The sequence below is a fragment of the Curtobacterium sp. B8 genome, from assembly GCF_000333315.1.
In the GTDB taxonomy this organism is placed as follows: domain Bacteria; phylum Actinomycetota; class Actinomycetes; order Actinomycetales; family Microbacteriaceae; genus Curtobacterium; species Curtobacterium luteum.
This window is the reverse complement of sequence record NZ_BACW01000416.1, coordinates 1-4706: the sequence shown is the minus strand read 5'-3', so window position 1 is coordinate 4706 and position 4706 is coordinate 1. Positions and strand designations below refer to the sequence as shown.

5 protein-coding genes and 1 pseudogene are annotated in these 4706 nt (G+C 71.8%); 4 read left to right on the top strand and 2 right to left on the bottom strand.

What is annotated here, in order from left to right; all coding sequences use genetic code 11:
• Positions 1 to 222, top strand: a pseudogene (locus tag I59_RS10795) (dolichol-phosphate mannosyltransferase); the annotation flags it as partial.
• A 9-nt stretch (positions 223 to 231) separates the two neighbouring features.
• On the opposite strand, the gene I59_RS10790 reads toward I59_RS10795, so the two are convergent.
• The gene (locus I59_RS10790) at positions 232 to 486 is read right to left on the bottom strand and encodes a Rho termination factor N-terminal domain-containing protein (protein WP_022903882.1); all 255 of its coding nucleotides are present in this window, start codon (positions 484 to 486) and stop codon (positions 232 to 234) included.
• Positions 487 to 530: 44 nt separating this feature from the next.
• Positions 531 to 866 (bottom strand): DUF3140 domain-containing protein, encoded by a 336-nt coding sequence (locus I59_RS10785; protein WP_022903881.1) that lies wholly within the window; start codon positions 864 to 866, stop codon positions 531 to 533.
• A gap of 124 nt (positions 867 to 990) precedes the next feature.
• On the opposite strand from I59_RS10785, the gene I59_RS10780 reads away from it, so the two are divergent.
• The 3 genes from I59_RS10780 to I59_RS10770 all read left to right on the top strand — a co-directional run bounded on the left by I59_RS10780 (position 991) and on the right by I59_RS10770 (position 4448).
• Positions 991 to 2214 (top strand): alcohol dehydrogenase catalytic domain-containing protein, encoded by a 1224-nt coding sequence (locus I59_RS10780; protein ID WP_022903880.1) that lies wholly within the window; start codon positions 991 to 993, stop codon positions 2212 to 2214.
• Positions 2211 to 3116 (top strand): SDR family oxidoreductase, encoded by a 906-nt coding sequence (locus I59_RS10775; RefSeq protein WP_022903879.1) that lies wholly within the window; start codon positions 2211 to 2213, stop codon positions 3114 to 3116. Before I59_RS10780 ends, I59_RS10775 begins: the two co-directional genes overlap by 4 nt.
• Before the next feature lie 207 nt (positions 3117 to 3323).
• Positions 3324 to 4448, top strand: a complete 1125-nt coding sequence (locus I59_RS10770; RefSeq protein ID WP_022903878.1) for an AI-2E family transporter — start codon at positions 3324 to 3326, stop codon at positions 4446 to 4448.
• The last annotated feature ends 258 nt before the right edge of the window (positions 4449 to 4706 follow it).

The following is a 4706-nucleotide window of genomic DNA, read 5'->3' as shown; positions in this document are numbered from 1 at the left end:
CTGTGCTGGCGTGCGCTGGAGGCGGGGTTGCACGTGGTGGAGACGCCGATCACGTTCACGGAGCGGGAGCACGGGGTGTCGAAGATGAGCGGCAACATCGTGCGGGAGTCGTTGACGTTGGTCACGAAGTGGGGCATCGCCCGCCGCCTGCGCGAGGCCCGGTCCCTGGTCCGCGACCACCACCGCCTGCCCTCCGTCCGCCGCAACGCCCACGTGGCGTAGCGGCCGACGTCAGTGGTCGCGGAGGGCGGCGATCAGCTCGCTCTTCCGCTTCGACGAGTAGCCGGTGAGTCCGAGTTCCTTCGCGCGCTTCCGCAGGTCGGCGACGGTCCAGTCGTCGTAGGAGCCGGACTCACCGCCCTTCTTCCCGACGGCCTTCGTCCCTCGGGCAGCCGCGGCGTTGCTGATGCGCGCGGCCTTCTCCTTCGAGGCGCCCTCCTCGCGGAGTTCCTCGTACATGTCCGGTTTCTTCAGCTGGTTCGGCATGGCCCGGAGGCTACGCCGGGGTGGGCCGGGGTCTCGCAGCCGGCTCAGTCCTTCTCGGGGTCGTTGCCCCAGTTCATCAGCGACCACCGCCACTTGGTGTCGTGCACGTCGCCCTTCGGCCGCTGCTTCGAGTGCCGCGCCACGTACCCGACGACCTTCTTCATGTGGGCGTAGTCGTCGTCGGTGTAGTCGCCCTGCTTCTTCTCGAGGATCCGCACGATGTGCCGGCCGCTCTCGTGCCCGGTCGACTCCCCGCCGCCGTCGGACTTCTGCCCGACCTCCTTCGACTCGTCGGTGTCGAGCCACTGCTTCAGCTCCGAGGCGGTCATGTTCACGGCGTCCGCGAAGTCGTCGCGGATCTCCTTCTGGTCGTCGCTCATGCCCCGACCCAACCCGGTCCGCCTGACCACCGGCTCCCGGTGCGCCGAGCGGACTGACGCTCCGGGTCTTCGGAGCCGGTGCCGCGTTGAGTGGTCCGCGCAACCCACGACGGAAGAGGAACACATGCGCGCAGTCGTCTGGCACGGCATCGGGGACATCCGCCTCGACGAGGTCCCGGAACCGACCATCCAGCACCCCGAGGACGCGATCGTCCGCATCACGCGGAGCGCGATCTGCGGGACCGACCTGCACTTCGTCCGCGGCACGATGGCGCCGATGCACGAGGGCACGATCCTGGGGCACGAGGCCGTCGGCGTCGTCACCGAGGTCGGAGACGCCGTGCGCGGGTTCAGCCCCGGCGACCGGGTCGTCATCAACTCGACCATCTCGTGCGGCGCATGCCGGTACTGCCGGATGGGCAAGACCGCGCAGTGCGACGTCGCGAACCCGAACGGGCCGCAGGCGGGCACCAGCTTCTTCGGCGGCCCGCAGTCGACCGGTCCGGTGAACGGCCTCCAGGCGGAGTACGTCCGGGTGCCGTGGGCGCGGAACACGATGCACCCGCTGCCCGAGAACGTCAGCGACGAGCAGGCGATCCTGCTGTCGGACATCTTCCCGACCGGCTGGTTCGGCGCCGAGCTCGCCGGGGTCACCCGCGGTGACGTCGTGGTCGTCTTCGGTGCCGGGATCGTCGGGCAGTTCGCGGCGGCATCGGCGTACAAGCTGGGTGCCGCACGGGTCATCGTCGTCGACGGCGAGGAGACCCGTCTGGCAGCGGCGCTCGCGCAGCACTGCGAGGTCGTGGACTACAACCGTGAGGACCCGGTGCAGACGATCCTGGACCTGACGAACGGCATCGGCGCGGACTGCGTCATCGACGCCGTCGGGGTCGACGCCGAACGTCCGAAGCACGGGCCGGCCGCCGTGTCCGACGAGGACGCCGCGGCGTTCGACGCCGAGGTGCAGCAGGTCGCCCCGGACGCGTCCCCGGACGGCTTCGGCGACCAGCAGCAGTGGAAGCCCGGCGACGGCCCCTCGCAGGTCGCGCAGTGGGCGGTGGCCGCGGTCGCGAAGTACGGCCGGATCGGCATCATCGGCGTCTACGGGCCGACCGCCCAGCAGTACCCGATCGGCGAGGCCATGAACAAGAACCTCACGATCCGGATGGGCAACTGCGACCACCACTCGGTCACGCCGCCGCTCATCGACATGGTCGCCGCCGGGCAGTTCGACCCGACTGCGCTCATCACGGAGCACGAGCCGATCGGCTCCGCGATCGAGGCGTACGAGGCCTTCGACCGCCGCGAGCCGGGCTGGATCAAGGTCGAGCTGGAGCCGGCCCGATGAGCGCCCCCGAGGACCAGTACGCCTTCGGCGACCCGCGGAGCCGGTACCCCGACGTCTCCCCCGAACCGCAGACCCAGGAGGAACCGGGGCTGCAGTCGCAGATGGACCCGGTCCCCGACCTCGGCGAGTCGAGCTACCGCGGGACCGGTCGGCTGGCGGGCCGGAAGGCCCTCGTCACCGGCGCGGACTCGGGCATCGGCGCAGCCGTCGCGATCGCGTTCGCCCGGGAGGGCGCGGACGTCGCGCTCGCGTACCTGCCCGACGAGCAGTCGGACGCCGACCACGTCATCGAGCAGGTCGAGGCGGCCGGACGCACCGCCGTCGCGATCCCGGGCGACCTCCGCGACCGGGCCTACGCGAACGATCTCGTCGAGCGGGCGGTCGCGGGACTCGGCGGGCTCGACGCGCTCGTCAGCGTCGCCGGCAAGCAGCGGTGGCAGCCGGACCTGCTCGACATCACCGACGAGCAGTTCGAGGCGACGTTCGACGTCAACGTGTTCGGCCTGTTCCGGCTCGTGAAGGCGGCACTCCCCCACCTGCGCCCGGGCTCGACGATCACGACCACGGCCTCCATGGAGGCGTACAAGCCCGCACCCGACCGCCTCGACTACGCCGCGTCGAAGGGCGCGATCAACAACTTCTCGAAGGGGTTGTCGCAGCTGCTCGTCGAGCGGGGCATCCGCGTGAACGTCGTCGCCCCCGGGCCGACGTGGACGGTGCTGCAGCCGAGCGGCGGGGTGGACCCGTCGACGCTGCCGGAGTTCGGGTCGAGCGAGTCACCCATGGGCCGGGCCGCGCAGCCGGCCGAGCTGGCGCCCGCGTACGTCTTCCTCGCGTCGCAGGAGTCGAGCTACGTCGCCGGCGAGACGCTCAACGTGAACGGCGGCATGGTCACGCCCTGACGCGGAGCGCTCCTCGATTCCGCAGCTGGCAGTCCCGGTGCACGATCCTCGACGTTCGTGCACCGGGACTGCCACGTGGCCTCTCAGGAACCGCCGCGCGCCGCCGACGACCGCCCTCCGCTGAGCACGACCGCCGCCCCGTCGGTAGCGTCGGTGCGGTGACGACGGGGTCCGGCCCGTTCCACCGCCCACGACCCCGAGGACGTCATGCCCTTCCTGCACCGCTCCCCCGCTCCGATCGACGGCCGGGGGTCGGTGTGGTCCGACGGCTTCGGGCGGCTGGCCGTGCGCTGCCTGCAGGTGTCGGTCGTCCTCGTCGTGGCGGCCGTGGTGGTCCTCGCGACGGTGCGCCTGAGCCTCGTGTCGATCCCGGTGCTGCTCGCGCTCATCGTGGCGTCGGCGCTGTACCCGCTGGTGTCGTGGCTCCGCCGGCACGGGGTGCCCTCGGCCCTCGCGACGATCGCGTGCTTCCTCGCCGTGCTGGCCGTGATGGCCGGCGTCACGTGGCTGCTCATCGCGGCGGTCGCGAACCAGTGGTCGAGCCTCCAGTCCTCCGCGGTCGACGGCCTGCAGCAGCTGCAGGACGTGCTGCACGACCTCCCGGTGCACGTCACGGACGGCCAGATCGACGACGCGGTCGACGGCGTGGTGTCCTTCGTGACGAGCCCGCAGTTCGGCTCCGGTGCCATCGCCGGCATCTCCGCCGTGACGAACTTCGTGACCGGGGCCGTGCTGATGGCGGTGATCCTGTTCTTCTTCCTCAAGGACGGTCCGGCACTCTGGGAGTTCCTGCTCCGACCCTTCACCGGCGCGCAGTACGCCCGCGCTCGTCGCGTCGGGGACCGCGTCGTGCAGACACTCGGCGGCTACGTCCGCGGGACCGCCGCGATCGCCGCGTTCGACGCGCTCGCCATCGGCACCGGTCTGGCGGTCCTCGGGGTGCCGCTGACGATCCCGCTGGCGGTCGTCGCGTTCGTCACCTCGTTCATCCCGATGATCGGCGCGCCCATCGCCGGCACCCTCGCCGCGCTCGTCACCCTGGTGTCCGTCGGGCCGGTGCAGGCGGTCGTCGTCGTCGGCATCGTCGTGCTGGTGAACCAGGTCGAGGGCAACCTGCTCCAGCCGGTGCTGATGGGCAAGACCCTGAGCCTGCACGGGCTGGTCATCCTCGTCGGCCTCACCGCCGGGACCGTCCTCGGTGGCGTGTTCGGCGCGATCATCTCGGTGCCGCTCCTCGCCGCGGTGTGGGGCGTCGTGCAGGTGTGGAACGGGCCCGACCAGCCTGCGGAGCCGTGGCGGCAGAAGCGCCGCGAGGACGTGCCCGTCGGCTGAACGCAGCGGGACCACGGGGATCCGGGTCCGCGACCTCGCGCAGGGCGCCGCTCCGACGGCGGCGACCGCCCGTCATCGCGACCAGCAGCCGGGGAGGCGCGGTGCACNTCNGACGCGCACCGCGCCTCCAGGCCGTGGCCGCCCTGGTCAGGACCGCGCCGGCCGCGCGACGGGCGCGACCACCAGGAGCACCAGCGCGACCCCGATGCACGCGAGTCCCGCCCATCCGGGGGGGGGGAGCCGCTCCCCCACGACGAG

What these genes read in the sequence shown, in the direction of transcription:
- I59_RS10770 (WP_022903878.1), top strand. Translation starts at nt 3,324, where the DNA reads ATGCCCTTCCTGCACCGCTCCCCCGCTCCGATCGACGGCCGGGGGTCG.
- I59_RS10780 (WP_022903880.1), top strand. Translation starts at nt 991, where the DNA reads ATGCGCGCAGTCGTCTGGCACGGCATCGGGGACATCCGCCTCGACGAG.
- I59_RS10775 (WP_022903879.1), top strand. Translation starts at nt 2,211, where the DNA reads ATGAGCGCCCCCGAGGACCAGTACGCCTTCGGCGACCCGCGGAGCCGG.
- I59_RS10785 (WP_022903881.1), bottom strand. Translation starts at nt 866, where the DNA reads ATGAGCGACGACCAGAAGGAGATCCGCGACGACTTCGCGGACGCCGTG.
- I59_RS10790 (WP_022903882.1), bottom strand. Translation starts at nt 486, where the DNA reads ATGCCGAACCAGCTGAAGAAACCGGACATGTACGAGGAACTCCGCGAG.